The organism is Geothrix sp. (genome assembly GCF_020622065.1).
GTDB lineage: Bacteria > Acidobacteriota > Holophagae > Holophagales > Holophagaceae > Geothrix.
In genome coordinates this window covers 1,758,449-1,785,210 of record NZ_JAHRYQ010000001.1, presented here as the reverse complement: position 1 = coordinate 1,785,210, position 26,762 = coordinate 1,758,449, and the positions used below count along the sequence as shown (strand labels likewise).

Genomic DNA, 26,762 nt, shown 5'->3' with positions numbered 1-26,762 from the left:
CCGAAGCGCACCCCGCGCCTCCACGCCCCTTCCTTGAGGGCACGGCATGATCCGAAGCTGCATCGCCTCCCTCGGACTTCTTCTGGCCCTCCCCCTCCTGGCCGGACCGGAGGAACCCTGGCCCGACCCGGGGCCTCCCTCGAGCCGCGACCTCTTTCCCCTGAACCTGGTCCCGCTGACCTACCGCCCACTCGGGGCGGACACCGTCGGGAAAGGGCGCTGGCGCGTCTCGTTCCAGGTGACGCGCTCCAATACCTTCGAGTTCTCCGATCTGATCAAGGACCGCCTCGGCCGCGACACCTCGGGGCGCATCACCGTGGGGCCGGCGGGGACGGCCCAGTTCGCGGCCTCCCTTCCGGACGAGCCCCTGTTGTTCTTCTTCGACGCGGAAGTCCAGCGCACGGATCTCGGTTTCCGCTATGGCCTGACGCCGGATACCGATGTGGCGGTGAACCTGGGCTGGCAGAGCATCGACGGCGGCTTCATGGATGGGCTCATCGAGGGCTTCCACCAATTCGGATTCGAGCAGACGGGCCGGACCGCCATCGCCCGGGACCAGCTCACCGCCGTCATCATCCAGAAGGGCCGGGTGGTCCACTTCACCCAGACCGCGGTCCGCGCCCGCCCCGTGGATCCCGCGGTGGCGGTCATCCACCGCTTCTACGCCGATCCGAAACTCTCCATCAGCTTTCTCGGTGCCTTGCAGATTCCCGCCACCACCTTTGCCGGGGAATTCCGGTCCGATTGGGATTCCAGTGCCGGCTTGAGCTTCCAGTGGCGGCCCACGCCCCACCAGGCCATCCACGGGGGTGGAGCCTACCTGCGCCGCGGCATGACCGGAGGCACCGGCCCGAACCCCTTCCTCATCAAGGACCAGATCGCCGGGCACCTGGGCTGGGAGTGGCACGGCTGGCCCCGGGTCCGGCCCTTCCTCGTCCTCGTCTACCATGACGCGCTCACATCCCAGGGACCGGGAGCCACCTTGGACAAACCCTCCGTGATCCACGACCTCGGCGTGCATGTCCGCCTGGGCCCGCGCTCCGCCCTGACCTTCAGCTACCTCAACAACATCACCCACAACGAGAACACCGCCGACATGGGATTGGCCTTGCGGATCACGGTCACGCCCTGAGTGGGGGACCGCCTTCTCCGCGGGCATCTGGATTCCAGCAGGCGTCGAGGGCGTCCAGCAGCCGCGCGACGACATCCCGGTTGCGGCGGGTCCGCGCCGCTTGGCCGGCAAGCTCCGCAAAAGCGGGTTCGGGATCCTGCAGGTCGGAGCCGATTCCCAGCCCCAGCAGCGCATGCCAGCGGTTCAGCCAGGCTTCCGGCAGGCGCTGCGGAACGGGAAGCTCCATGATCGTGAGGTAGAGGATGGCCCAGACGCGGGCCACGACCTGTGCCTCGTAGCCGCCCCCGAGGGTGAAGAGCGACCGGCCCTGGGTATGGATCTCTGCAAGATCGAGAATCCTGTGGTAGAGCTTCTGGAAGCTCTGGGTGGTGAGGGCGAGATCCCCCAGCGGATCGGCGAAGTGCGCGTCGGCTCCGGCCTGGACCACCAGGACATCCGGCGAGAACCAGGCGAGCGCCCGGGGGATCACGGCCTCGAAGGCTTCCAGGTAGTCCCCGGATTCGGTGAAGGGCTCCAGGGGGATGTTCACACTCAGGCCCCGTGCCGGGCCATGGCCCAGCTCCTGGATGTGGCCGGACCCGGGATAGAGGTAGTGCCCGGATTCGTGCAGGCTCAGGGTCAGCACCCGCTCGCTGTCGTAGAACAGGCTCTGCACCCCATCTCCGTGGTGGAGGTCGAGATCCAGATAGGCCACGCGCCAGCCATGGTCCGCCATGGCCTGGATGGCCACCGCCAGGTCGTTGTACAGGCAGAAGCCCGCCGCCCGATCCTTCTGGGCATGGTGGAGGCCGCCTCCCAGCTGGAGCACGCGATGCTCGACGCCGCTCATCAGCAACCGCGCCCCGTGCAAGGTGCCCCCCACCAGCCAGCGGGCCGCGAGGTCCATGCCCGGGAAGACGGGATTGTCAGGCGTGCCCAACCCGAAGCGTTCGGCCTCGGGTCTCGGCTCGCCCCGGTCCAGGGCCTCGACCATCGCCACATAGGCCTCATCGTGGATGGACAGGATCTCGTCCCGGGTGGCGGCCGGCGCCTGGATGGGGTCCACCGCATGCCCCAGGCTCCGGATCAGGTCCAGGAGCATCCCCAGCCGCGCAGGCGTGAAGGGGTGCTCGGGCCCGAAGTCGTACCCGGCATATTCCGGGCGGTGGATCAGTGTGGCCATGGTTTCGGGAGGGGCCACAGGATCTGGAACCCGACCGCCCGCAGGGCCTCCGCCAGGGGGCGGGCCTGGCTGGAATCCAGCCTCAGCACGGTGCGCACGATGCCGTTCGGAGCGGGGCAGGTGAGGATGGAGTGGATGTTGACATGACGCTCCGCCAGGAAGGCCGTGAGGCGGGCCAGTTCACCGGGCCGGTCCGCGAGGGCCACCTCCAGCCGCGAGGAGGGCCGGGTGACGCCAGTGAGCTTCATCAACGCATCCAGCAGATCCATGCCCGTGAGGATTCCCACCAGCTCTGTCCCATCCACCACCGGCAGGCAGCCGATCTTGCGCTCCCGCATGATGCGGGCCGCGTCCTCCACGGGGTCCAGAGGGTCGGCGGTCAGGACCGGGCTGCTCATGGCGAGGGACACGGGATCCCCAGCGGTCCTCGGCGTCGGGCAGAGGGTGCTCATGGCGAAGCGCAGGTCCCGATCCGTGAGCACTCCCACCAATCGACCCTGGTCCACCACCGGCAGGTGGCGGAAGCCCCGGGCCTGGAAGATCGCATGGGCTTCCCCGAGGGGGGCGCTGGCCGGGATCACCGTCACCGGACTCCGCATCATGTCGCTCACGAACAAGGCTGCCTCCTGGTTTCAAGGCGTGCGGAAACCGACCTGCGAGAACGCCATCGTCAGGCCGGGCTGCAGGGGAAGGGCGCCGGGGGGTGCGGCCTCGGCCAGGGGAACCGCAACCTGGGCTTCCAGCGTGGAGATCCAGGGCAGCTCCTCCACCAGCTGGGTGAGGCGGCCCAGGGTCTCGGCCAGCCCGCAGGCCGGAGGCAGGTGGAGCCTGGCGATCACATCCGCGATGTCGAGATCCGTAAGGGGCGTGATGCGGAGGATGGAACCCACGCTGGGGCGCCGGAACCGCCAGATGGGGCCGAAATCCGGATCCGCCGAGAGGCTCAGGACCACCTGGGTGCTCCGGGCGGCGGGATCGGCGGGAAGGGGCTCGGCGACGGTGATGCCGAAGCATGTCAGGAGGTCCCTGGATTGTGCCTCTGTGAAGGCGGGAGGTGCCTGCGGCAGGGACTCCTCAAGGTGGCGCTCAACGGTCTGACGAGCCTCTCCGGCTTCCAGGCCGTCGTAGGCCAGGATCCGGCCGGGGGGCTGCAGGCGGACATGGGCGTATTCCACCACCTTGGAAAGCGCCAGCGCGGCCGATTCCGGGAACCGGTACGAGGGGAAGGTCCGGTGTACGCCGCCATGCCCGTTCTGGGACGCGGTGCCCACGGGTACGGCCCCGCTGACGCCCATCAGGGAGAGCAGGGTCGGCTTGGCGATGCCGGTGCTGCGTTCCGCGCGCACGGCGGCCCGGCGGATGGCCCGAGCCACGGTGGCGGGATCGCAGGCCCCCACGCAGGCGAAGGTGGCGATGAGGGCATCCACCTCCGGGTGCTCGAGCGCCTCCAGGCAAGCCCGCTCGTAGTGTTCCGCCGTGGCCAGGGCGTGCAGGTCCACCACGCCGGGGCCCGAGATGCGCATGCCACGGGATTCGCAGGCGTCCGCGCAGATGGTCGCCACTCCCCCGGAATTGCTGACCACGGCCACGCGGTTTCCCCGGGGCAGCGGTTGATGCGAGAGCAGCAGGGCGATGTCGAACAGCTCTTCCAGGGTGTCGGCGCGGATCACGCCCGCCTGGTGGAACAGGGCTTCCACCTCGGCATCGTTCCGGGGGCTGGCGGCGATGTGCGCCTGGGCCACGCGCCGCCCGGCGTGGCTGCGGGCGCTCTTGACGCACAGCACGGGTTTCCGGCGCGAAATCCGGCGGGCCAGCCGGGCGAAGCGGCGGGGGTTCCCGAAGGTCTCGAGGTAGAGCAGGGCCACATCGGTGTCCGGATCCTCCTCCCAGTACTGGAGCAGGTCGTTTCCCGAGACATCCGCACGGTTTCCGGCCGACACGAAGCTGGAGAATCCCAGTCCCCGCTCGGCGGCGTACTGCAGGATCACCACCCCCAAAGCCGCCGAATGGCTGAAGAACCCCACGCGGCCGCGGGGCGGCATCGCCGTGGCCAGGCTGGCATTCAGCTGGACCGTCGCATTCGTGTTCAGCAGCCCGAGGCAGTTGGGCCCCACCAGCCGGGCCCCGCGGCTGCGCACCAGCCGCACCAGCCGCTCCTGGCGCCGGGCCCCCTCTGGGCCGGTCTCGGCGAAACCTGCGGCCAGGACCAGCAGGCCCCGAGCCCCTTTGTCGAGGGCCTCCTTGGCCAGCGGGATCACCTTGGTGGCGGGGACCGCCAGGACCACCAGGTCCGGCGAGTCCGGCAGGGACTCGAGGGAGGCATGGGCCTGCACCCCTTCGATGGCCTGGGCCTTCGGGTTCACGGGATAGACCGTGCCCTTGAAGCGGCTCTGGAGGATGTGGCGGAAGATGGCATTGCCCATGGAGGCGGGGTCGCGGGAGGCGCCCACCACGGCCACCGTCCTTGGCCGCAGGAGGGGCACCAGGGAATTGGCCGCAGCCACCCGCTCGCGCATCTCCGCCCGCTCCCGCTGGGCCTGGGGGGCGCTCAGGGGGAACTCCACATGGATGATGCCGCCCTCCATGGCCCGGCGGGTCTCGAAGCCCGAGTCGCGGAACACATTCGTCATCTTCTCATTCCCATAGAGCACATCCGCCTCGAAGCCCACATAGCCCGCGCCGGCGGCGAGCCCGGCCAGGCGCTCGAGCAGCAGGGTGCTGATGCCCCGGCCCTGGTGCGGCTCGGCGACCATGAAGCCGACTTCGGCGATGGCGCCACCCTTGCCGATGTAGTTGCCCAGCCCGAGCACCCGCTGATCGGCCTCGTCGCCCTCCACGGCCAGCAGACACGCCCGCTGGTGGGGGCTTTCGTCGCACAGTTCCTCGATGTAGGTCCGGGACACGCCCGCGACGCCGCCCATGAAGCGCATGGCGAGGGTCTCTCGGGAGAGTCCGCGGATGAAGGCCTCCACCCGTTCCACATCCTCGGGAAGGGCGGTCCTGAGGAGGATCCCCTGGCCATCCTTCAAGAGGACGAACTCCCGGTAACCTGCGCCGTCAGAGATGATGCTGAACACAGGAACCTCGTGGATCCGCTAGGACGCGACCACCCTACCATGGGCCGGCCCCGGACTCCCGCGCCGGGGCCATCTTTCTTGTCCCGCGCGTCATGTTTGGTCCTGGACGGTCGGCCGGCGCCACTCTAAATTGACCTATCACCCCAGCCACCAGGAGAGTCCCATGAATGAACGCGAAGCGTTCCTCCAGGCCCGGAATGTATTGTTCCAGCACCGGGACGACCGGGCTGCGGCCCTCCGCGCATTCCGCTGGCCGACCCTGGAGACCTTCAACTGGGCACTGGACCACTTCGATGCCTATGCCCAGGGCAACCACCAGCCGGCCCTGTGGATCGTGGAGGAGAACGGCAGCGAGGTGAAGGTCAGCTTCCAGGACCTCTCCCGGCGCAGCAACCAGGTGGCCAACGCGCTGCGGGCCATGGGCGTCCGACGCGGCGACGGCGTGCTCATCATGCTGGACAATGTCCTGCCGCTCTGGGAGATCATGCTGGCCTGCATCAAGCTGGGGGCCGTCCTCGTCCCGTCCACCCTCCTGCTCTCCCAGGCGGACCTGCAGGACCGCATCGAACGGGGCGGGATCAGGCACCTGGTGGTCGATGCCGCGCAGACGGCCAAGTTCGAGGGCATGGATCCGGGCCTGACCCGCATCAGCGTGGGAGGCGAGGTGCCCGGCTGGCATGGCGTCGCGGAGCTGTATGAGGGGGCCGAGACCTACGCGCCCGACGCGCCCACCCGGGCCACGGATCCCATGCTGCTCTACTTCACCTCGGGGACGACGGCCAAGCCCAAGCTGGTGCTCCACACGCACCAGTCCTACCCCGTGGGCCACCTCACCACGATGTACTGGGTCGGGCTCAAGGAAGGCGACATCCACTACAACATCAGCTCCCCCGGCTGGGCGAAGCATGCCTGGAGCAGCCTCTTCGCGCCCTGGAACGCCGGGGCCTGCATCTTCGTCTACCGGTCCGCCCGGTTCAGCGCGGCGGCCACCCTCAAGGTCATCGTGGACAAGGGCGTCACGACCCTGTGCGCGCCCCCCACCGTGTGGCGCCTGTTCATCCAGGAGGATCTCGCCTCGTACAAAGTCCGCCTGAGGGCCCTGGTGGGCGCGGGCGAGCCCCTGAACCCCGAGGTCATCAGCCAGGTGGAGAAGGCCTGGGGCCTCACCATCCGCGATGGCTACGGCCAGACGGAGACTTCGGCCCTGGTGGGGAATTCGCCGGGCCTGCCCGTGAAGTCGGGATCCATGGGGCTTCCTCTGCCGGGCTATGCGGTAGTGCTGCTGGACCTTGACGGCAAGGAGGCCGAGGAGGGCGAGATCGCCCTGAAACTCGATCCCCGGCCCCTGGGCCTCATGGCCGGGTACAAGGATGATCCCTCCAAGATGCAGAAGGCCGAGGCGGAGGGGTTCTACCGCACCGGCGATGTGGCCACCCGGGATCCGGACGGTTACCTGTTCTTCGTGGGGCGGGCGGACGATGTCTTCAAGAGCTCCGACTATCGGATCAGCCCGTTTGAGCTCGAATCTTTCCTCATCGAGCATGAATTCGTGGCCGAGGCCGCCGTGGTGCCCAGCCCGGATCCCCTGAAGCTGGCCGTTCCCAAGGCCTACATCATCCTCCGGTCCGGCTGTGAACCTGATCGGGCCACGGCCCTGGCCCTGTTCCGGTTCATCCGGGAGCGGCTCTCGCCCTACAAGCGCATCCGTATCCTCGAGTTCGGCGATCTGCCCAAGACCATCTCGGGCAAGATCCGGCGCGTGGAACTGCGGAAGCGGGCGGCGGAACAGACCCATTCACCCACGGAATTCCGTGAGGAGCAGTTCCCGGAACTGAAGTGACCTGGGCCGAACCGATGTGACCCGGGGTAGGTGCGCCTGATGAGGGCGGCTTGTCGCATGATGTCCCTACTCATCCATTGCCTTCGGGAGGCCCCATGAAATACCTCGACGATGACCGTGATGTCCGGTTCAACCTCTTCGAGTGGCTCGACCTCGATGCCCTGTTGAAGGCCGGCCCCTACGAAGAGGTGGATCGGGATCAGCTGGGCATGGTGTTGGACGAGGCCCTGAAGGTGGCCCGGGGCAGCGTCGCCGCCTGCAATGAAGTGGGGGACCGGGTCGGCGCCCAGTTCGAGAACGGGAAGGTGAAACTGCCCGAGGGCTTTGCTGGGGCCTTCCAGGATCTGGCTTCGGGCGGCTGGATCAGCGCCACCATGAGCCCGGAATTCGGCGGCATGGGACTCCCTGAATCCGTGGGGACCGGCATCAGCGAGTTCCTGATGGGGGCGAACACGGCCCTGGGCCTCAAGGCGCTGCTCACCCGCGGCGCCGCCCACCTGATCGAGGTCTTCGGGAGCGACGATCTCAAGGCCACCTACTGCGAGCGGATGTACACCGGGGAGTGGACCGGCACCATGTGCCTCACCGAGGCCGGGGCCGGCAGCGACCTGGGCGCACTCACCACCAAGGCGGTGAAGCAGGGCGACGGCTCCTACCTCATCACCGGGGAGAAGATCTTCATCACCAGCGGCGATCACGAACTGACGCCGAACATCATCCACGCCGTGCTGGCCCGGACGCCGGGCGCCCCGGCCGGGCCCAAGGGGCTCAGCCTGTTCGTGGTGCCGAAGGTCCGCGTGAACCCGGACGGTTCCCTGGGCGCGGCCAACGATGTCGCCTGCGCCGGGATCGAGCACAAGCTGGGCATCCACGGCTCGCCCACCTGCAGCCTGGTATTTGGGACCAATGGCGGCTGCCAGGGGTTCCTCCTGGGCCAGGAGGAACAGGGGCTCGCCCACATGTTCCAGATGATGAACGCCGCGCGGTACGAAGTCGGCGTCCAGGGTCTGGGCAATGCCTCCGCCGCGCATCAGGCCGCCCTGGCCTATGCGAAGGAGCGCTTGCAGGGTCGCGGTCCCAGCGCGGGCAAGGGGGCGAGCCAATCTCTCATCATCGAGCACCCGGATGTGCGGCGGATGCTCCTCATGCAGGCCGCCTATGTGCAGGCCATGCGGGCCATGGTGTCCTACACGGGCTGGTGCATGGACATGGCGCACATCACAGTGGGGGAGGACCACGACCGCTGGCAGGGGCTCGTCGAGCTGTTCACGCCGGTCTGCAAGGCCTGGTGCTCGGACTGGGGCTTCCGCGTCACCGAATGGGCGCTGCAGACCTTTGGGGGCTACGGCTACACCATGGACTACCCGGCGGAGCAGTACCTCCGGGACTGCAAGATCGCGTCGATCTATGAAGGCACGAACGGGATCCAGGCCCTGGATCTCGTCGGCCGCAAGTTCCGGATGCAGGATGGACGGCCCGTGAAGCACCTGCTCGGCCTCGCGGGGACCACGGCCCAGACCATGGCGGCGGACCCGGTCCTCGGCGCGTCCGCCCGGCAGCTGGCGGATGCGGTGAAGGCCCTGGGCAGGGTGCTCCAGGGCGTTCCGGCCCGCGAGAACGCCCAGCTGCTGACGGTCCTGAATGCCGTTCCCATCCTGGACATGCTCGGCCATGTGGTGGCGGGCCACCTTCTGCTCCAGCAGGCCGCCCTGGCGAAGCAGAAGGGCCTTGAGCTCCTTCAGGCCCGGGGAGTGGATCCCGCGGATCGGTCCGCGGTCCAGGCCCTGCTGGCGAGCAGCCGCGACGCGGCCTTCTACCAGAACAAGGTCCAGGCGGCGATCCACTTCGCCCACCGGGGCCTGCCCCTGGTGGCGGCCCATGCGGTGGCGCTCCAGGCGGGGGAAACGGCGCCCATGGAGGCGGTCTTCTAGGCTGGTTTCCCGGTACGAAAAGGCCCCTGATTGATCAGGGGCCTTTTGCTTTTCAGGAGGGGCGTCGAGGTCAGAACGCGACCAGGAAGGCCGCCACGAGGGTGTTGCCGCCCTGCTCGCCGGTCTGGGTGCCGAAGGGCTTCAGGAAGTTCTTGCTGCGGGCGATGTAGTTGAGCTTGAAGTTGGCGACCTTGGCCTTTGCGGGGATCCAGGCGTAGGTGTAGCCCAGGGTGGCCTCGGTGAACTTGGGGGAGTAGTCCACGGGAGCCCCGTTCACCAGGAGGGGCGTCCCGGGGGCGCTCTGGGTGTAGGGGTTGTAGGCCGTGTACCACTGATCGCCGCTGTTCATGTTCATCAGGTCGTACCGCGCCAGGAAGGTGTGGTTCCCGGTGGTGTAGCCACCGGTGAGGTAGTAGCCGGTGAACTTCTGGTCGAGGTGCTCGCGCTTCACGGTGGGTGCACTGGCGGCCAGGGTGGCGAAGCGGCGGCCGAGCAGGCCCGTCATGTACTCGGCGGTGACCGTCCAGGTGCCGTCCTGGTAGGCGTAGAACGCGCCCAGGTTGGTGGTCTTGTCCTTGCTGTCGTAGATGGCGGCCTGGGAGGGCCAGGCCCCGCCGGGGTTGGCGGCAATGGAGGCGGGAGGATTGCCCTTGTCGGGCACATCGGTGGAGCCCTGCAGGGTGTACACCCCGAATTTCTGGGCCTTGCCGAGGGCAAAGTCGAGGCGGACGACGAAGTCCTTCGCGGCATTGGCATCGTTGGCCTTGCCGGCAATGGCGTCGTTCATTCCGTTGAACACGGCCACCGTGGCCTTGCCGGAAAAGTCCTTGGGGTCGCCGAAGCTGGCGCCGAAGGCCACGCCGCGGTCCCGTTTGTCGCCGAAGGTGCGGCCCAGCTGGCTGCGCTCGGCGAAGAGGATCTCGGTGGAGCTGGTCAGGCCCTCATAGGTCTGGAGGTTCTTGAACTGTCCGGCTTTCACATCGATCCCGGCCGCGGGCTTCCAGATGAGGAAGGCGTCCTGGAGGATCATGGGGTTGGTCGTCCCGGTCGAGATGGAAGGATCGAACATGACCTCGTAGTCGATGCCCTCGAGCAGGTTTCCGGAGACCTTGATCTCCGCGCGGCGGACCGTCAGGGTGTTCTCCTTGAACTCGCTGCGGAGGTTGTAGTACCCGCCGGGAGCTGAGCTGTTGTACCGGAGGTTGCTGTCCATCATCTGGGTGTACCAGAGCTGGAGGTCGCCGCCGATTTTCGCCGTCTGGGCCGAGAGGGGCAGGGCGGCGAGGGCGGCCAGACCGAGGGTGGGGATGCGCTTCATGGGGTCTCCTAGAGGCCTGAGGCCTGGTGGAGCAAGGTTCCCGACCTGGTGTGACTTTCCGAGGAAGGCTCTGCGGAAGAGCTGTGTCCGGCGGGTGAATTCCTCCTGGAGCCGGTATTTGACTGGCCGTGCGGCGGAGCCTGAGGGGTTCCGAGACGGGCCAGGGGGGGAAGCGGCGGCGCTCCCGGTGAGCTGCAACCCGTTCATTACAAGGAAGTCCCGACAGCTTTGTGTCCTTCATCACAAGGGGGGGAACTTTTCGGTCGTTTTTGATAGACGAGGGGATTTCCCGCGTTTAGCTTGAATCCGTTTGATCCACTCTCAGAGATTGGTCGACTGGTGTCTGGGACATCAGGTGGTCTGACCAGTCCCTCCCGCCGTCATCACCCTCCACTTCCACTTCCACCATCCCTCCCAACCCTCCCCAATAGGAGCCTACCCATGAAGATTTCCCGCCTCGCCGGTGTCGCCGCGCTGCTTGCAGCCGGATTCGCCCAGGCCCAGACCCCCACCGTCAAGATCGACGGCCTCCTGATGGAGTTCTGGGCCACCCAGATGATGGACAGCAACCTGCGCCTCAACACCACGGCCGCGGCCGGTGCCTCCAAGTACTACGGTCTCGATTCCCGCTTCCAGGAGAACGGTTTCGCCGTCAAGCGCGCTGAAATCTACATGAGCGGCACCGTGACGGACACGATCAGCTGGAATGTGATGTTCGATCCGAACAACAGCAACACCACCGCCGTGCCCAACGCCGTCCTCCAGGACTTCGTCATGACCTGGGCCCCCATCAAGGGCTTCGCCCTGAAGGCCGGCCAGTTCAAGATGCCGACCACCTACGAAGCCACCATGGTCGCCGCCCGCGAGATCCTCTTCTTCGAGCGCAACCAGATCAACCGCAAGTTCGGGGATGCCCGCGATCGCGGCATCTGGGCCAGCTACGCCTACGGCGATCCCAAGGGCTTCCAGGGCAAGCTGAATGTCGCCATCTCCAACGGCACCACCGATGACGGCAGCGGCGGCAAGAACAACGAGAACACCCTGGCCGGCTCCGGCAACGCCCAGAAGGACTACACCTTCCGCTTCGAGGGTGGCTACGGCTCCGCCCACAAGTTCGGCTTCTACTACCGCGAAGGCGTGACCGGCCTGAAGGATTCCACCCTGGTGACGGCCACGGTTCCCGCCACCTGGACCGTGGGTGCTCCCACCCCCGCCCAGATCAAGGACAACAAGGACAAGACCACCCTCCAGGGCATCTACTACGCCTTCAAGAACGACACCTGGCAGGCCAGCGCCGAGTACGCCACGGGCCTTCTGGGCCGCCGCTACCCGACCCTCTTCACCGCGGCCGCCGCTCCGCTCCGCGAGCACCTCGACCAGAAGTTCGCCGGCTATGTGGTGGATGGCGCCTACAAGATGGGCAGCCACTGGATCACGGCCCGCTACGATGTGCTGAACTACAACTCCGGTGACGACTGGTACACCGCGACCAGCCCCTACAAGACGGCCACGGCCGATTACAGCCCGAAGTACACGGAAATCACCGTGGGCTACAACTATGTGTTCATCCCCACCAAGCAGGCCGCCGGCAAGCTGAAGCTGGACTTCGTCAAGCGCAGCGACAACTTCCTGACCCCCCGCGCGGGCCAGACCGGCGAGCAGGGCGGCAACAGCATCGTCGCCTCGATCATGCTGTCCTACTGAGCCAGCATTCCTAGCTGATCCTTCTCAGTACCAAGCCACGGAACTTTTGGGTACCCCCCACGAGTTCCGTGGTTTTTTTTGGCCGGATGAGTGTAGTATTCCCATACATTCCACCAACATCTCTTTTGAACCGGAGCTGCCATGCGAAAGCACCTCTTGGCCCTGGGCGCAACTCTCGCCCTCTCTCCTTGTCTCCTGGCGCAGAAGATCGGCGTCATCAATTCGATGAGCGGCCCCGAGGCGCCCATCGGAGAGAACATCACCAACGGCATCAAGCTCGCCGAGGAGGATCTCAAGAAGAAGGGCATCAACCTCCAGTTGGTGTGGGAGGACGATACGGGCAAGCCGCAGATCTCCATGAGTGCCATGGAGAAGTTGGCCACCCGGGACAATGTGGTGGGCGTGGTGGGCCCCTACACCTCGGCCTGCTCCAACGCCGTCGCCAAACTGGCGGAGAAATACCGGGTACCGCTGCTCATCCCCGCCGCGGCCAAGGAGGAGATCACCCGCCAGGGCCTGAAGCATGTCTTCCGCATGAACGCCCCCGCGGATCAGTACGCATCCAGCCTCATCGATGCCGCCGTGAGCCTCGGCAAGCCGAAGACCATCGCCTTCGTCTACGAGAACACGGACTTCGGGACCTCCACCACCAAGACCGCCAAGGACTATGTGGGCAAGAAGGGCATCCAGGTGGTGGCCGATGAGCCCTATCCCAAGGGCGCCGCGGACTACCGCTCGACCCTGGCCAAGGTGAAGTCCAAGAACCCCGACCTGGTGTTCATGGTGTCCTATGTGGCCGACGCCATTCTCCTCATGCGGCAGTCGAAGGAAGTGGGCCTTCAGCCCCAGGCCTTCCTGGGCGCCGGTGCCGGGTTCACCACCGTGGAGTTCGCCAAGGAGCGCGCGATCTCCGAGAGCGTCATCTCCTGCACCCAGTGGACGAATGATGTGAACTGGCCGGGTGCGAAGGAATTCGGGGCCCGCTACAAGGCCAAGTTCGGCAAGGAACCCACCTATCATGCGGCCTGCGCCTACGCCTCGATGGTGATCATGGCCGAGACCGCCAAGAACGCCGGCGGTGACCGCGCGAAGACCCGCGAGGGGCTGAAGAACGGCAAGTGGAATGGCGTGATGGGCGAGGTCAAGTTCGCCGATTACGACGGGTTCACGAACCAGAACAATCACCAGATGCTCGTGCAGCAGATCCTCTCCGGGAACTACGAGACGGTGCTGCCTTCCCAGTTCGCCACGAAGAAGGCGGTCTATCCCTTCCCCAAGTGGAAGTGAGTTGACCCCGTCCGGGGTGTTCGCGCCGCGCGCGCACCCCCAGGGCCACCGCGCCCCAGTCTGGCGAAGCCGGGCTGGGGCTTACTCCCAGGAGATCTGAGCACCCATGGCTGTCTTTCTTCAGTCCCTCATCAGCGGCATCCTGATCGGTGGGGTGTACGCGCTCATCGGCATCGGTCTCACGCTCATTTTCGGCGTGATGCGGGTCGTCAACTTCGCCCACGGCGACATCATGATGGTGGGGATGTACCTCACCTACCTGCTGTTCACGATCCTGGGCATCGACCCCTTCGTGTCCGTGCTCATCAGCTTCCCGCTGATGTTCCTCTTCGGGGGCTTCCTCCAAAAGACCTTCATCAACCGGGTGCTCAGCGCCGTCGCCCAGAACCAGATCCTCCTGACCATCGGCCTCGGGCTCATCATGAGCAACACGGTGATGCTGATCTTCACCTCGGACTACAAGATCCTCACGACTTCCTATTCCTCCTCCACCATCCAGGTGGGCGGTGGGGTCTCGATCTCCACGCCGCTGCTGATCTCCTTCCTGATCACGGCGGCCATCACGGCGGCCCTGGGCTGGTTCCTGCTGAAGACGGACACGGGCCAGGCCATCCGGGCCACTTCCCAGGACCGGGATGCGGCCCAGCTGATGGGCATCAATGTGAAACGGATGTCCATCATCGCCTTCGGCCTCGGCTCGGCCCTGGCGGGCACGGCCGGCGCGCTCATCTCCCCGACCTACTACATCTTCCCCCAGGTGGGTGGGGTGTTCACGCTGAAGGCCTTCGTCATCACGGTGCTCGGCGGCATGGGCAGCGTGGTCGGTGCGACGCTGGGTGGCGTGCTGATCGGCATCACCGAATCCATGAGCGCGGTCTACATCTCCTCCGGCTGGAAGGATGTGGTGGTCTTCGTGCTCTTCCTGCTGGTGCTCCTCTTCAAGCCCTCGGGCCTGATGGGCAAGTCGCGGACCTGAGGGGGACGACCATGACCAAGACCATCCTCAAGTCCGCCGCCGGCCTGCTCGTGCTGGTCCTCCTGCTGGCCCTTCCCAGGTACATGCAGAGTCCCTACGCCCTGCACATGATGATCCTGCTCTTCCTGAGCGTGTCGCAGGGCCAGAGCTGGAACATCCTCGGCGGGTACGCCGGCCAGCATTCCGTGGGCCACGCCGCCTACTTCGGCGTGGGGGCCTACACCACCATGATGCTCATGCATACCTGGCAGATCGTGCCCTGGATCGGGGTCTGGGCCGGCGTGGGTCTGGTGGTCGTGGTGGCGCTGGCCATCGGCAGCATCTGCTTCCGCCTGCGCGGCCCCTACTTCGTGCTGGCCTCCATCGCGGTGGCAGAGATCCTCCGCCTGTCGGCCATCAACCTGACCACCCTCACCAATGGGGCCGAGGGCATCCTGGCCACCGAGATCCCCGCCTTCAAGATCGGCGAGCGGGTGGTGACGGACTTCCTCACCAAGGTGCCCTTCTACTACATCGGCCTGTTCCTGGCCCTGCTCACCATCGCCATCACCTGGCTGGTGCAGCACTCCAAGCTGGGCTACTACTTCCAGGCCATCCGGGAGGACCAGGATGCCGCCCATTCCCTGGGCATCCACATCGCCCTCTACAAGAACATCGGCCTGGTCATCTCAGCCATCCTGACCTCGCTGGCCGGGAGCTTCTATGGCATCTATGTCGGCTTCGTGGATCCCCCCACGGTGCTGGGCCTGGATGTGTCCGTCCAGATCATGCTCATCTGCATCATCGGGGGCATGGGCACTCTGTGGGGACCGGTGCTCGGCTCCCTGGTGCTCGTTCCGCTCTCCGAGGCCCTGCGCAGCAACCTGATCACCGAGGGCCTGGTGAAGATCGGCCTCGTGAGCGCGGATTCGAGGATCGGGATCTTCCTCAAGGAGAACCTCTCCCATGCCCATGTCCTGCTCTACGGCATCCTCGTGGTGCTGGTGATCCTCTTCATGCCGGACGGGCTCATGGGCTTCGTCAAGAAGCTGGCTGTGCGCCGGAAGCGGGAGGCGGTCTGATGGCCATCTTAGAAATCAAGAGCGTCAGCAAGTTCTTCGGCGGCCTGGCGGCCAATTCCAATGTCTCCTTCGCGGTGGAGGAGGGGATGATCATGGGCCTCATCGGGCCCAACGGCGCGGGCAAGACCACCCTCTTCAACTGCATCACCGGCTACTATCCCCCGTCCAAGGGCGAGGTGGTGTTCGATGGCCGGCGCATGAACGGGCTCCAGCCCGACAAGGTCTGCAAGCTGGGCATGGTGCGGACCTGGCAGAAGGTCCGGCCCCTGGCCAAGCTCTCCGTGGTGGACAATGTGATGGTGGGTGCCCTGGCGCGGACCTCCTCCCTGAGGACCGCTCGGGAGGTGGCCATGGAGCAGCTGAAGGTGGTCCGCATGGAGCACCGGGCGGATTTCCTCGCCGGCGGCCTGCCCATCGGGGAGCGGAAGAAGCTTGAGGTGGCCCGCGCCCTCGCCACCCAGCCGAAGCTCCTGCTGCTGGACGAAGTCATGGGCGGCTTGAACCCCGCCGAAAGCGAGGAGATCATCCAGCTCATCCTCGACATCAAACAGCATGGCCTCACGCAGATGGTCATCGAGCACGACATGAAGGCCATCATGCGGATTTCCGACCGGATCGTCGTCCTGACTTCGGGCGAGAAGCTGACCGAAGGCACCCCCCAGGAGGTGGTGAGCAACCAGGACGTGATCGATGCCTACCTGGGTGAGAGCCATGCTTAAGATCGAGAAACTGAACTTCGCCTATGGCGATCTGAAAGTCCTGTGGGATGTGGATCTGGAAGTCCACGAGGGCGAGATCGTCACTGTGGTCGGCGCCAATGGGGCCGGGAAATCCACCACGCTCAAGAACATTTCCCGCCTGGTCACGCCCACCTCAGGGAGCATCACCTTCCAGGGCAGAGACCTCGGCAAGATGCAGCCGCACCATGTGGTCGAAGCGGGACTGGTCCAGGTCCCCGAGGGGCGCCGCATCTTTCCCGAGATGACGGTGATGGAGAACCTCCGCATGGGCTCCTATGTCAAGGCCACCCGGCCGGACCGCCAGAAGAACATCGACTGGGTGTTCGAGCTGTTTCCCCGCCTCAAGGAGCGGGAAAAGCAGCTGGGCGGCACCATGTCCGGCGGCGAGCAGCAGATGCTGGCCATCGCCCGGGGCCTCATGGCCAACCCGAAGGTGCTGCTGCTGGACGAGCCTTCCCTGGGCCTGTCGCCCCTGCTGGTGAAGAACATCTTCGACATCATCACCGGCATCAACAAGCAGGGCGTTACCATTCTTCTGGTGGAGCAGAATGTCTACCAATCCCTCCGCATCGCCCACCGGGCCTATGTCATGGAGACGGGGCGGGTGGTGCTGACGGGCACGGGAGAGGAACTGCTCAACAACGACCACATCAAGAAAGCCTTCCTGGGCATGTGAGGAGATCCCAATGACCACCGTCGAAAAGTGGATGACGAAGAATCCCATCACCATCGAGCAGGACGCCTCGATCATCGAGGCCATCCACCTCATGAAGGAGAAGGGCATTCGCCGCCTGCCCGTCATGGCCCAGGGCCAATTCACCGGGCTCATCACCGAGCGGATGATCAAGGACTACACCCCGGGCAAGGCAACCTCCCTGGATACCTGGGAAGTGCACTACCTTCTGTCCAAGACCCCTGTGAAGGATGTGATGAATCCGAACCCCCGGACCGTCACGCCGGATGTGGATCTGGCCACGGCGGCCCAGGCCATCCTCGACCACAAGCTCTATGGGCTCTGCGTGGTGGATGGCGCGGGCAAGCTGGTGGGCATCATGTCGGTGGGCGACATGCTCAAGGCCGTGGTGGAGTTCGCCAAAGCCCGGTGATCCCCCTCCATGCGAAAAGGCGGGCCGGAGTCGGCCCGCCCTTTCGTGTCCAGGCCAGGCCCGCCTACTTGATGTGCTTGGCCTTCAGGAAATCGATGTAGGCCAGATCCACTTCGCTGATGTGGTGTTTCAGCCAATCCGCCAGGAGGGCCGTCACTTCCATGGCCACGGGACGGCCGGCATCGCTGTCCGCCTTCAGGCTGGCCACCCGCGCCACCAGCTGGGCGTGGGCGGCGGCATGGGCGGCGTAGCCCTGGTAGGCGTGGCGCCGCATGTGATCCTCCTCGGTGCGGAAGTGATCCACCGTGTAGTCGAGGAGGAAGTCGATGGCCTTCCGGACCTGCTCCTGGCCGTGGCCCTGGCGGAAGGCCTCATGGAGCTGGTTGACCGCCGTGAAGAGCTGCTGGTGCTGGCGATCGATGCTGTCGATCCCGGTGGCGAACCGGTCGCTCCAGATGGCAAGTGGCATGGCGGGCTCCTCGATTCGGATGGTTCAGGCACGGCTTCTGGAAACTACCGGACGCCTCCCATGAGCCGCTTGATCCTGGGGGTGAAGAGCGCCAGGATCACCGCCGCGGAAGCCGTGGCCAGGAAGAGACTGCCATAGATGCGGGCGAGGGGCATGGTCTCGAAGAGGCCTGCCACCTTGCCGGCGAGCTTGCTGCCCAGGCCGAGGGACACATACCAGACCCCCATCATCAGGCCCTGGTACCGGGCTGGAGCCAGCTTGGTGGTGGTGCTCAGGCCGACGGGGGACAACAGCAGCTCCCCGACCGTGTGGAGTCCGTAGGTGCCCACCAGCCACCACGGCGCCACGCGGGCCGCCCCGGTCGCCACCCTGGCCGCCGGGACCAGGAGGAGCATGCCCAGGCCCACGAAGAGCAGACCCAGGGCGAACTTGGCGGGGCTGGAGGGATCCCGGTCGCCGAGCTTCACCCAGAGCCAGGAGAGGAGAGGGGCCAGGAGCAGCAGCCAGGCGGAGTTGACGCTCTGAAACCAGGTGGAGGGGAAATGCCACCCGAAGACCTCGGAGCGGGTGAGGCGGTCGGCGAAGAGGTTGAGGCTCGAGCCGGCCTGCTGATAGGTCATCCAGAAGATCACCGAGAAGATGAAGAGGATGGCCACCACCAGCAGCCGCTTGCGCTCCTCGGGGCGGAGAGGTTCCCGTGTGCTGGTGTGTCCATGCTCCATCTGCTGGGAGCCCGGCTTCAGGCCGGCCTCGCCGAACTTCCGCTGCTGCAGCCCGAACTGGATGAGGCCCAGCACCATGGCCACTCCGGCTGCGCCGAAGCCCCAGCGCCAGCCGCTCGTGGTGGCCAGGCCGATGCGGGACAGGAAGCCGAGGAAGCGTGGGTCCTGCGCCAGGAAGCCGCAGATGATGGGGGCGATCAGGGCGCCGAGGTTGACCCCCATGTAGTAGATGGTGAAGCCAGGGTCGCGCCGGGCGTCGTTGTCCGCATAGAGCGAGCCCACGAGGGTCGCGCAGTTGGTCTTGAGCAGGCCGGTGCCGGCCACGATCACCGCGAGTCCTCCGTAGAAGACGGCGACCGTTCCGGAGGCGGCGAGGATGAATTCCCCGAGGGCGATGAGCACGGCGCCGAGGGCCACCGCCTTCCGCTGGCCCAGCCACCGGTCGGCCACCCAGCCGCCCGGCAGGCTGGCGAGGTAGACGGACATCTCGTAGGTGCCGTAGATGCTGGCGGCCTTCACCCCGCTCATCCCGAGCCCCCCCTTGTCCGGGGGGGCCACGAGGAAGAGGATCAACAACGCGCGCATGCCGTAGTAGCTGAATCGCTCCCACATCTCGGTGAAGAAGAGGACCATCAGGCCGCGCGGATGGCCCGCGATGCCCTGGTCATCGAGCAGACGGGGATCCTGGGTGGCTTCGCTCATGAACATCCTTCGGACTTAATGCTGAAGACTGAAGATTGAATACAGAATATTGAAGACTATAAAGAGCCTACAGGTTCTTCGAGATGAAGTCCCACATGGCCTGGAAGCGCGCCCAGGCATGCTGGGGGGCGCGGGGCACATGGTCAGAGCCCGGCAGCAGCACGAGTTGGACCGGATGGCCCGCCTTCTGGAGGGCATCGATCAGCATCACGCTGTTCTGGGGGTGCACATTGTCATCCAGCGTTCCATGCAGCAGCAGCAGCCTGCCCGACAGGTTCCCGGCGGCCTTCACCACGGAGCTGGCTTCGTAGCCGGCCTTGTTGTCAGAGGGCAGGCCCATGTAGCGCTCGGTGTAGATGCTGTCGTAGAGGCGCCAATCCGTCACGGGCGCCCCGGCGATGCCCAGCTTCCAGGCTTTGCTGTGGGTGAGGGCATAGGTGACCATGAAGCCGCCGTAGCTCCAGCCATCCAGGCAGAGCCGGTCCAAGTCGGCCCAGCCATGCTGCTTCAGCCAGGCGTGGCCGTCGAGCTGGTCCTGGAGTTCCTGGGCCCCGAGGTTGCGGTGGATGCCGTAGGCGCTGGCCAGCCCCTTGGCCGAGGCGCTGCGGTTGTCGCAGGCCCAGACGACGATGCCCTGCTGGGCGAGGAACTGGTACCAGAGCATGTCCCGGCCCCAGGCATTGCGCACCGTGGGTGTTGCCGGCCCCCCGTAGACCTCCTGGAAGACGGGGTAGCGTCGGGAAGGATCGAACCCGGGGGGCAGCACCAGCATGGTTTCCATGGGGAAGCCATCCCGGGTCTTCACCTGCTGGAAGCTGACCTTGCCGCGCTTCAGGGCTTTCCAGCCCTCGCTGGGGTTGGCGTCGATGAGGCGCAGCTGCTTCCCGGCCCCATCGTGCAGGGCCTGCTGGGGCGGTGTCTGGACATCGCTCCAGACATCGAGGAAGGCCGTGAAGGTCGCGTTGAACCTGGCGCGGTGGGTGCCCGGCCGATCCGTGAGGCGCGTGAGGCCTTTGCCGTCGAGGCCGATGCGATAGGCGTCCAGGCCGATGGGGCTGCGCTCCGTGGCGTCGAAGTAGAGGCAGCCGGCCTTGGCATCCACACCGTGCACGCGCTTGACATCCCAGTCACCGGCGGTGATGGCGCCGGTCAGGCTTCCGTCCTTCCCGTAGCGATAGACATGGTGATGGCCGGTGCGGCCCGATTCCCAGAGGAAGCCGCCATCGGGCAGGAAATGGGGCAGGGGCAGCCGCTCCTGCCAGGCGCGGCCGTTCTCGTGGAGGAGCCGTTTCGAGCCAGTCGCTTCGTAACGGCGCAGATCCAGCCAGCTCTGGATGCGGTCCTGATGAATGGCGAGCAGGTGCCCCTGAGGATCCCAGCCCACCTGCACGATGAGGGTCTCCTGGCCGGGGTAGGGGTCGTCCATCCAGGCGGTGCGCCCATCCAATTCCACCACGCCCAGGCGGGCGATGGGATTGGGATCCCCGGCCTTGGGATAGCGGGCGGCCTGGGCCTTCTGGGGCTGGTGGCGGTCATCCATGAGGGTGAAGACCGGCACCTTGGTCTCATCCAGCTGCAGGTAGGCGATGCGCCTGGAATCCGGCGCCCACCAGAAGGCCCGGAAGCTGCCGCGGCCATAGACCTCCTCCTGGTACACCCAGTCCAGGCGGCCGTTGAACACCGTCTCGCTGCCGCCGGTGGTGAGCCGGGTCTCCCGGCCCGTGGCCACCTCGGCCCGGTAGAGGTCGTTGCCGCGGAGATAGGCCACCTGCCGGCCATCGGGGCTGAAGGTGGGTTCGTCGACCTTCCCGCTCGCGATGCGCTTGGCCCTGGCTGCCTTCACCTCCACCTGGAAGAGGTCGCCGTCGGCCTCGAGCAGGAAGGTGCTGCGGTCCTCATTCCAGATGAACCCCCCGCGTCCGAGGGCGGTCCTTGCGGCGATGTCGGCAGCTCCGGCGGCGACCAGGGCGGCCTGGAGGCGGCCCGCTTCGAGCAGGGGTGTCGAGGCCCAGGTGGCGGGATCCACCCGCAGGAGGGACACCTGGTCCCCTTCTCGCCGCGTCTGCACGAGGGCCCCATCCGGCAACCAATCCAGGCGCGTGGTGGGCATGCCGGCGTAGGTCACCTTCTTTGTGGGGTGGGCGATGGCTTCCAATGTGAGCTGGCCGGAGGCCCCTTCCGGGAATTGGCCCGGGACGCGGCTCGGAGTCTGGCCCAACAGGGACGCGGTGAGGATCAGGCTGGCCAGAAGGGCGCGGACGGGCATGGTGGCTCCGGAGATCCCTAGGTATATCGCAAAGCGAGGCTCTTTGGAGGGCCAGGTGGGTTATCCCTGAAGGGATCAGGATTTGAGAGGAGGTGGCCGCCTTTCGATAAGGGATGGAAATGGGACTGAGTCGATTAAGGGAGGTGAATCCATGGCACTCCTGGATCGGATGAAACCGCAATCGCTGGCCGGAAAGATCCTGCTGGTGGGTCTGGGCCCGCTCGTGATCGTGTTCTTCGCCTCATGGCTGTTGCTGGTGCCAGCGGTGGAGAGGGGTATCCTGGACGCCCGGAAGGCCGAGCTCCGGAGCCTCACGGAAACGGCCCTGGGACTCCTGGCGGCGCAGGAGGGAGAGGCGGTCGCCGGCATCATTTCCCGGGAAGAGGCTCAGCGTAGGGCCATCGCCCAGATCAAAACCATTCGCTTCGCCGGCGGCAACTACTTCTATGTCTTCACCCATGAACCCCGCATCGTCACCGTGCCCATCCGTCCCGAGATGGAGGGCAAGCTGGTGGATGACTACACCGACAAACAGGGAACACGGATCTACATGGAACTGCGTCAGCTGGGACGCCAACCCCAGGGGGGATTCCTGCAGATCTGGTTCGGCAAACCCGGCGCGGAAGGGGTCTATCCGAAACTGAATTATGTGAAGTCCTTTGAACCATGGGGTTGGAACATCGGCACCGGCGTCTACATCGACGACCTCCAGGCCCAGGTGCGGGGCTTCACCTGGTCCATCCTGGGCGGACTACTGGCCCTCTCAGGAGTGCTTTTCTTCGTGGTCCGAAATTTGGCCCGTCGCATGTCCCGGCCTTTGGGCGAACTCGTCGAAGGCCTGAGGCACAGCGATCTCACCCGGGAGATCCGCATCGATACCAGCGATGAGATCGGGGAGGCTGCCAAGGCATTCAACGCCTACAACGCGGAACTCCGCGGCCGGGTGCTGGAGATCTCGGGTTTTTCGAGCCGCGTGGCCTCGGGTAGCACGGAATTGGCTGCCAGTTCCGAAGAGATGACCCGCGCCGTGGACGAGATCGCCAAGGTCAGCGAAGAGTTGAAGTTGGCCGGCGAGCGCGTGGCCCGGGCCATGGCCGGGCTGGCCGAGGAATCGGGCTTGGTCGCGAAGCACAGCGAAGAGGGCGGCAGAGAGGGTGCCGCGGCTGTGGCGGAAACGGTGCGCAGCGCAGAGACCGGCGAAGCCGCCGTTCAGGGCATGGGGGAGATCCAGGGGGCTACGGCGCAGATCGTCCAGGCGGTGCGGGTCATCCAGGAGATTGCCCGGCAGACCAATCTGCTTTCGCTGAACGCCGCCATTGAGGCGGCCAAGGCCGGGTCCATGGGCAAGGGTTTTGCCGTGGTGGCCGAAGAAGTGCGGAAACTGGCCGAGCGGAGCCGCACCTCCGCCAAGGAGATCGAAGAACTCATCCAGCGCGCCCAGGAAGCCGTGTCAGGAGGTGTTGCCAGCGTGCAGGGCACCATGCAGAGCCTAGAGGCCATTCGGCAACGCATCCAGGAGGTGGCCAGTCGCGTCTCCCAGATCGGCACCTTTGCGCGCGGCCAGGCTGGCACCAGCGCGGAGGTCACGCGGATGATGGACCAGACCAGTCTCGGCCTCGCCCAGAATGCCACCGCCACGCATGAACTGGCGGCCACCGTGAAGGAGATCGCCAAGACCTCCGAGGACCTCGCCCAGGTGGCCGAAGGTCTAAGGGCCCTGGCAGACAGCTTCCGGCTCTAGGCTTCTTCCTTCAGCGGAATGTCCACCCAGGCCAGGGTGCCGGCGGTGAGGGGCTGGAATCCGATGCGTCCGCCCAGGCGCTCGATGAGGCCCGCGGCCAGAGGCAGCCCGATGCCCAGTCCGCCGCGGCGGCGGCGGAGGCTCTGCTCTTCCTGCTCGAAGGGCCTCATCAACCGCTCCCAGTCGAGGGGCAGGCCGGGGCCCTGATCCTCAATCTCGAAGCGCAGGTGCCAGGTGCGTCCTTGAGATCGGGCTGCCATCCGGAAGCTGATGGTTCCGCGATCCGAGAAGCCGATGGCGTTGTCCAGCAGAGCCTCCAGGGATTGGATGAGCCGCGCCGCATCGCAGACCAGGGGGTGGGGCAGGGGATCCATCGCCACCTGCATCACCAGCCCCTTGGCGTGGGCATCCGCTTCGGCGCGCCGGGCCAAGCTGGCCAGGTAGGTTCCGAGGTCCGTGAGGGCCGGACGAATGGCAAGGGTTCCCTGGCCCAGGCTGGAGAGATCCAGGAGGCTCTGCACGAGATGGCTCAGGTGGGCGGCGGTCTGCTGGGCCTGATGGAGAAGGGTCGTCTGTTCGGGCGTGGGGTCCAGGTCGCTGAGCATCTGGAGATGACCAGACAGGATCTGCACCGGTGTGCGCAGCTCGTGATGCGCGTTGTCGGTGAAGGCTTCCTGGGCTCGCCGGAGGCGCCGCTCTCCTTCGAGGGCCTTCCTCTGTTCCTGGAGAACGCGGTTCTTCCCCTGGACCACGCTGAAGAGCGCGAGCCAGCTGAGCAGCATCACGACGATCGTCGCGAGGCCGAAGATCAGGAGGAGGTGGACTTCCTGCATAGGAACACCTTGGCCAGGGCGAGCTCGTAGCAGACGATCACGATCCCGTTCACGATCCAGGGAACATGGACCATCTGGGCCGAGAGGGTGCGGAGAAGGTAGTTGGAAGTGGCGCTGAAGATCAGGGCCGAGGATCCGTAGATCAAGAGCGCGGCGGCCAACCAGAACTCGGGCCGGTCCGGCAGGGGCCGGTCGTCCTCGGAGTTGAAGAGCCGCCGCAGCTCGTAGGTTCCCAGGCCCATGTAGATGAGGCTCTGAGTCGTCATGAACAGCGCATTGCGCCACAGCAGGCCATTCACGAAGATGCCCGTCACCGCCGCGGCGAGCCCAACCCCGATGCAGATGAGGTAGAGGCGCGTGCGCCGGGTTCCTTCTTCGGCCGTCCTGGCGAGCGTCCAAAGGAGACCGGTGAAGATGATGGGTTGGACGATGTGGCGGAACCACTGGTTGTTGTGGTGTGCCATGGCGATGGCGATGAAGATCACGCCCTGGATCAGATCAAGGACTTGGACGCGAAGGAACGGGCGAAGCCAGGGGGGACGCTGGTACCCGCCGCGGAAGCGGCTCCAGGCATAGGCGGCCATCGGCGCCAGGATGGATGGATCGATGATGTAGTGGAGGATCCATCGATGAACGGTTTTGGCATCCATGGGCCGGGATCAGGGAAACTTCGACAGGCGCGAGCCGGCACAGTCGGGTGGGCAGTCGTGGGAGTTCTGGGCAAAGACGCATGTCGGCGCGTCGAGGTCCACGCCCTCCGAGTCCACCGCCACCATCACCATCGTGGGTGATCCGTCCTCGTGCTGGGCCCGGTAGATGCGGATGCCTGCGGCCCCGGGCTGGGCGAGGAGCTGCTCGAAGGCGCTGCGGTTGAAGGCGGAGGCGTGGTGGGTTCCTGGGCCGGCTCCGGCCTGGAAAGCCAGGATCAGGCCGGCGGCCTCCTCTCGGCTGATGCGATGGTTGCGGGTGGGGTCGAAAGCCTCGGAAGACACGAAGACGCTCCTCGAAACGGGGTGGAGGGGCCAGAAATGGAAGGGCGGAGTCTTCCCATCAGACCCGAAGGCAGGCCGGGCCACAAGGCAGAACTGCGGAATCGAAGCCACAGGAACTGCCCTGTTGACGGACGGTTGGCGAAGGTGAGCTCGTTTTTATCCGTCCCGGTGATCGGCGGGTGGAGGTTCCCGATCAGTTGGGCAGGTGCGGCCGGGTGAGGTTGCGATGTCCGCCGGGAGTCACCAGCAGGTTGTCCTCGATGCAACGGGGCCCCCTCCGCGAAGCCGGAGGCTGAGTGGGAGCACAGCGCGGGGCGCTGTGCGATCGGGGGGTAGTCCGGATCCGCAGCTCAGTTGGGCAGGTGCGGCCGGGTGAGGTTGCGATGTCCGCCGGGAGTCACCAGCAGGTTGTCCTCGATGCGGATCCCGCCGCAGGGGGTGAGCTCATCGATGAGCGTCCAGTTGAACTTCGCCCGGTCCTCCCCCGCGCGGAAGGGACGGAGCAACATGGGAATGAAGTAGAGGCCGGGTTCCACGGTGAAGACCTGCCCCTCATCGATGGTACGGGTGGTGCGCAGGGTGGGGTGCTGGGCTGGCGGAGGCGCGAGGGTGCCGTCCGGTCCACCCTGCCGCCCGGCCACATCGTGCACCTGGATGCCCAGGTGATGGCCCAGGCCGTGGGGGAAGAAGGGGCGGCTGTAGCCTTTCTCCACGGCCTCTTCGGGGCTCGCGTTCAGGAGGCCGTGATCCTTCAGCAGACCCGCGATGGCAAGATGCCCCTGATGATGCAGGTCGCCGTAGGGCAGCCCCGGCTTCACCAGGTCGCAGAGCTGGAGCTCGATCCTCTCCATGCCGTCCACCAGGGCCGCGAAGCGGCCGTCGCAGTGGGGTGCGGCCACGGTGCGGGTGATGTCGGAGGCATAGCCGCGGACCTGGGCGCCGGCGTCGATGAGCATGACGAAGCCGTTCTTCAGGGTGCGCTTGCCCTCGTAGTGGAGCGTGGCGCCCTTCTCGTTGAGGGCCACGATGCTGCCATAGGGCAGCTCCTGATCCACGATGCCCACGGCCTGGACATACGCGTGGTGGATCTCGAGCTCGCTGGCTCCGGCCAGGAAGGCGGCCTTGGCGGCCAGGTGGCCCCGTGCGGCGAGCACCGTGGCCTCCTCGATGCACTGGACCTCATAGCTTGACTTGGTGGTGCGGTGCCAGTCCAGACGGGCCGTGAGTCCGGCCGGATTGGCCTCGAGGCCGGCCGCTTCCGCGCGGTCGGTCTCATTGCCGATATAGGCCGCCCGGGTGGGGTTTCCCAGGAGCTTCCAGACCTCGTCGACTGTGCCCGCCTCTTGGAGCTCGAAGGCCGGCGCCCAGAAGGGATTCCCCAGGGGGGCCTGCTCGTACCAGAAATCCTCGGGAGCGTAGCGGATGAGCCGTGGCTTCTGGCCGGGACGAATCACGAGGAGGTGGTGCGGTCCCGCCACGGGACACCAGTGGGCGAAGTGGGGAACGGGGTGGAAGGGGGCGTCCTGATCGTCGGCGAAGTGCGTGTAGACCTTCCCGCTGGAAATCACCAGGGCATCGAAGCCCGTCTCGGCCAGGGCCTCGGCGGTGGTGCGCTGGCGCTCGGCGATGTGGGTGAGGTAAAGAGCCGCGAGATCGGTCATGGGAGTCCTTGGGGTGGGGGATCGGGCGCTGGGGTGGCCCGA

The 26,762-nt window shown here is 66.1% G+C and carries 22 protein-coding genes; 11 read left to right on the top strand and 11 right to left on the bottom strand.

Annotated elements, in window-relative coordinates:
* Positions 1–46 precede the first annotated feature (46 nt).
* Complete coding sequence (locus QZ647_RS08320) at positions 47–1,132, top strand: DUF3187 family protein (RefSeq protein WP_291271709.1); 1,086 nt, start codon at positions 47–49, stop codon at positions 1,130–1,132.
* Here the strand turns inward: QZ647_RS08320 and QZ647_RS08315 are convergent.
* Genes QZ647_RS08315 through QZ647_RS08305 form a run of 3 tightly spaced genes read right to left on the bottom strand, consistent with a single transcriptional unit; the run spans position 1,122 to position 5,371 of the window.
* Positions 1,122–2,294, bottom strand: a complete 1,173-nt coding sequence (locus QZ647_RS08315; RefSeq protein WP_291271708.1) for an acetoin utilization protein AcuC — start codon at positions 2,292–2,294, stop codon at positions 1,122–1,124. The genes QZ647_RS08320 and QZ647_RS08315 overlap by 11 nt on opposite strands.
* A complete protein-coding gene (locus QZ647_RS08310; protein ID WP_366526162.1) occupies positions 2,282–2,896 on the bottom strand; it encodes a CBS and ACT domain-containing protein in 615 nt (204 codons plus the stop codon). Before QZ647_RS08310 ends, QZ647_RS08315 begins: the two co-directional genes overlap by 13 nt.
* Positions 2,897–2,926: 30 nt before the next feature.
* The gene (locus tag QZ647_RS08305) at positions 2,927–5,371 is read right to left on the bottom strand and encodes a GNAT family N-acetyltransferase (protein WP_291271707.1); all 2,445 of its coding nucleotides are present in this window, start codon (positions 5,369–5,371) and stop codon (positions 2,927–2,929) included.
* A gap of 163 nt (positions 5,372–5,534) precedes the next feature.
* On the opposite strand from QZ647_RS08305, the gene QZ647_RS08300 reads away from it, so the two are divergent.
* Together QZ647_RS08300 and QZ647_RS08295 are read left to right on the top strand one after the other, a co-directional pair.
* Entirely contained in the window at positions 5,535–7,211 is a 1,677-nt protein-coding gene (locus tag QZ647_RS08300; protein WP_291271706.1) for an AMP-binding protein, read from the top strand.
* Positions 7,212–7,306: 95 nt separating this feature from the next.
* Positions 7,307–9,142 carry an acyl-CoA dehydrogenase gene (locus QZ647_RS08295; RefSeq protein ID WP_291271705.1) on the top strand — a complete coding sequence of 612 codons (1,836 nt, stop codon included), beginning with the start codon at positions 7,307–7,309 and terminating at the stop codon, positions 9,140–9,142.
* A 70-nt stretch (positions 9,143–9,212) separates the two neighbouring features.
* Here the strand turns inward: QZ647_RS08295 and QZ647_RS08290 are convergent, their stop codons facing one another.
* Positions 9,213–10,460, bottom strand: a complete 1,248-nt coding sequence (locus QZ647_RS08290; RefSeq protein WP_291271704.1) for a porin — start codon at positions 10,458–10,460, stop codon at positions 9,213–9,215.
* Positions 10,461–10,901: 441 nt separating this feature from the next.
* Here QZ647_RS08290 and QZ647_RS08285 point away from each other — a divergent pair, with 441 nt between their 5' ends.
* From QZ647_RS08285 to QZ647_RS08255, 7 genes are all read left to right on the top strand, one after another.
* Positions 10,902–12,164: a porin gene (locus tag QZ647_RS08285; RefSeq protein ID WP_291271703.1), complete on the top strand. Its 1,263-nt coding sequence runs from the start codon at positions 10,902–10,904 to the stop codon at positions 12,162–12,164.
* Between the two features lie 141 nt (positions 12,165–12,305).
* Complete coding sequence (locus QZ647_RS08280) at positions 12,306–13,451, top strand: ABC transporter substrate-binding protein (RefSeq protein ID WP_291271702.1); 1,146 nt, start codon at positions 12,306–12,308, stop codon at positions 13,449–13,451.
* A gap of 106 nt (positions 13,452–13,557) precedes the next feature.
* Positions 13,558–14,427: a branched-chain amino acid ABC transporter permease gene (locus QZ647_RS08275; protein ID WP_291271701.1), complete on the top strand. Its 870-nt coding sequence runs from the start codon at positions 13,558–13,560 to the stop codon at positions 14,425–14,427.
* Positions 14,428–14,438: 11 nt separating this feature from the next.
* Positions 14,439–15,488, top strand: coding sequence for a branched-chain amino acid ABC transporter permease (locus tag QZ647_RS08270; protein ID WP_291271700.1), 1,050 nt, complete (start codon positions 14,439–14,441; stop codon positions 15,486–15,488).
* Positions 15,488–16,207 carry an ABC transporter ATP-binding protein gene (locus tag QZ647_RS08265; RefSeq protein ID WP_291271699.1) on the top strand — a complete coding sequence of 240 codons (720 nt, stop codon included), beginning with the start codon at positions 15,488–15,490 and terminating at the stop codon, positions 16,205–16,207. The genes QZ647_RS08270 and QZ647_RS08265 overlap by 1 nt, the downstream gene beginning before the upstream one ends.
* Positions 16,200–16,904, top strand: a complete 705-nt coding sequence (locus QZ647_RS08260; RefSeq protein ID WP_291271698.1) for an ABC transporter ATP-binding protein — start codon at positions 16,200–16,202, stop codon at positions 16,902–16,904. The genes QZ647_RS08265 and QZ647_RS08260 overlap by 8 nt, the downstream gene beginning before the upstream one ends.
* 10 nt (positions 16,905–16,914) lie before the next feature.
* Positions 16,915–17,334, top strand: a complete 420-nt coding sequence (locus QZ647_RS08255) for a CBS domain-containing protein (RefSeq protein ID WP_291271697.1) — start codon at positions 16,915–16,917, stop codon at positions 17,332–17,334.
* A 64-nt stretch (positions 17,335–17,398) separates the two neighbouring features.
* On the opposite strand, the gene QZ647_RS08250 is transcribed toward QZ647_RS08255, so the two are convergent.
* The 3 genes from QZ647_RS08250 to QZ647_RS08240 all read right to left on the bottom strand — a co-directional run bounded on the left by QZ647_RS08250 (position 17,399) and on the right by QZ647_RS08240 (position 21,493).
* On the bottom strand, positions 17,399–17,803 hold the full coding sequence (locus QZ647_RS08250) for a bacteriohemerythrin (protein ID WP_291271696.1): 405 nt from the start codon (positions 17,801–17,803) through the stop codon (positions 17,399–17,401).
* 44 nt (positions 17,804–17,847) lie between these two features.
* A complete protein-coding gene (locus QZ647_RS08245; RefSeq protein ID WP_291271695.1) occupies positions 17,848–19,227 on the bottom strand; it encodes a peptide MFS transporter in 1,380 nt (459 codons plus the stop codon).
* Between the two features lie 67 nt (positions 19,228–19,294).
* Positions 19,295–21,493 carry a S9 family peptidase gene (locus QZ647_RS08240; RefSeq protein WP_291271694.1) on the bottom strand — a complete coding sequence of 733 codons (2,199 nt, stop codon included), beginning with the start codon at positions 21,491–21,493 and terminating at the stop codon, positions 19,295–19,297.
* Between the two features lie 151 nt (positions 21,494–21,644).
* On the opposite strand from QZ647_RS08240, the gene QZ647_RS08235 reads away from it, so the two are divergent.
* Complete coding sequence (locus tag QZ647_RS08235; protein ID WP_291271693.1) at positions 21,645–23,234, top strand: cache domain-containing protein; 1,590 nt, start codon at positions 21,645–21,647, stop codon at positions 23,232–23,234.
* Here QZ647_RS08235 and QZ647_RS08230 read toward each other — a convergent pair.
* The 4 genes from QZ647_RS08230 to pepQ form a co-directional block, all read right to left on the bottom strand.
* Positions 23,231–24,067: a HAMP domain-containing sensor histidine kinase gene (locus tag QZ647_RS08230; protein WP_291271692.1), complete on the bottom strand. Its 837-nt coding sequence runs from the start codon at positions 24,065–24,067 to the stop codon at positions 23,231–23,233. The genes QZ647_RS08235 and QZ647_RS08230 overlap by 4 nt on opposite strands.
* A complete protein-coding gene (locus QZ647_RS08225; protein WP_291271691.1) occupies positions 24,043–24,717 on the bottom strand; it encodes a hypothetical protein in 675 nt (224 codons plus the stop codon). Before QZ647_RS08225 ends, QZ647_RS08230 begins: the two co-directional genes overlap by 25 nt.
* 9 nt (positions 24,718–24,726) lie before the next feature.
* Entirely contained in the window at positions 24,727–25,059 is a 333-nt protein-coding gene (locus QZ647_RS08220) for a hypothetical protein (RefSeq protein WP_291271690.1), read from the bottom strand.
* A 350-nt stretch (positions 25,060–25,409) separates the two neighbouring features.
* A complete protein-coding gene (gene pepQ / locus QZ647_RS08215) occupies positions 25,410–26,720 on the bottom strand; it encodes a Xaa-Pro dipeptidase (protein WP_291271689.1) in 1,311 nt (436 codons plus the stop codon).
* Positions 26,721–26,762: the final 42 nt, after the last annotated feature.